Annotated in this window: 1 protein-coding gene; it reads left to right on the top strand. The window is 74.1% G+C overall.

Annotation, left to right across the window (positions count from 1 at the left end; genetic code table 11):
* Positions 1-103 precede the first annotated feature (103 nt).
* A partial coding sequence (locus FNQ90_RS23080; protein WP_182608118.1) for an SDR family oxidoreductase occupies positions 104-1,438 on the top strand: 1,335 nt, incomplete at its 3' end.

Here is a 1,438-nt window from a genome sequence, read left to right as displayed (position 1 = left end):
AGATGTCTATAAGAGACAGGGTTCCCCGTCCGCGCCCCCCGCGCCGGGAGCGCGCGATGACACCGAGCCCGTCGGGGGGACGGGCAGGCACGGCGGCACGGTCCTGGTCACCGGGGCCACCGGCTACATCGGCGGGCGACTGGTCCCCCAGCTCCTGGTCGCCGGACGGACCGTCCGCTGCCTGGCCCGCACCCCCGCCAAGCTCCGCGACCACCCCTGGGCGGACCGGGTTGAGGTGGTGCGCGGCGACGTCACCGACGAGGAGTCGCTGCGCGCCGCCCTGGCCGGGGTGGAGGTCGCCTACTACCTGGTGCACTCCCTGGGCACCGGCTCCGACTTCGAGGCCACCGACCGCCGCGCCGCCCGCCTGTTCGGCCGGCTGGCCCGGGAGGCGGGGGTGCGGCGGATCGTCTACCTCGGCGGGCTGACCCCCGCCGACGTACCCGAGGACGACCTCTCCCCCCATCTGCGCTCCCGGGCGGAGGTGGGTCGCATCCTGCTGGACTCCGGGGTGCCGACGGCCGTCCTGCGCGCCGCCGTGATCATCGGCTCGGGATCGGTGTCCTTCGAGATGCTGCGCTACCTCACCGAACGGCTGCCGGTTATGGTGACGCCGCGCTGGGTGCGCACCCGCATCCAGCCGATCGCCGTGCGGGACGTCCTGCGCTATCTGATCGGCGCCGCCGACCTGCCGGCGGAGGTCAACCGCTCCTTCGACATCGGCGGCCCCGATGTGCTCACCTACCGGGGGATGATGCGCCGGTACACGGCCGTGGCCGGGTTGCCGCGCCGGATCATCGTCCCCGTCCACGTCCTCACGCCCCGGCTCTCCAGCCACTGGATCGGGCTCGTCACCCCCGTCCCGGGATCGATCGCCAAACCGCTGGTGGAGTCGTTGCGGCACGAGGTGGTCTGCGCGGAGAACGACATCACGCGGTGGATCCCGGACCCGCCGGAGGGCACCGTCGACTTCGACACCGCGCTGCGCTGGGCGCTCAAGCGCATCCACGACGCCGAGGTGGACACCCGCTGGTCCTCCGCCGACACGCCGGGCGCGCCGAGCGACCCGCTGCCCACCGATCCCGACTGGACCGGCGGCAGCCTCTACACGGACGTGCGGGAACGGTCGGTGAAGGCCCCGCCGGAGGCGGTGTGGCGGGTGATCGAGGGCATCGGCGGGGACAACGGGTGGTACTCGCTGCCCATCGCCTGGGCCGCCCGCGGGGTGCTGGACCGGCTGTTCGGCGGGGTCGGGCTGCGGCGCGGCCGGCGCGACGCGGAGCGGTTGCGGGTGGGGGACTCGCTGGACTTCTGGCGGGTGGAGGAGATCGAACCGGGGCGGCTGCTGCGGCTGCGGGCGGAGATGCGGCTGCCGGGCCTGGCCTGGTTGGAGCTGTCGGTGGAGCCGACGCCCGGTGGAGACGGCACGGGAGGAGAC

It is taken from the genome of Streptomyces alkaliphilus, from assembly GCF_014141535.1.
GTDB classification, from domain to species: Bacteria; Actinomycetota; Actinomycetes; order Streptomycetales; family Streptomycetaceae; genus Streptomyces; species Streptomyces alkaliphilus.
This window is presented reverse-complemented; position numbering and strand designations above follow the sequence as displayed.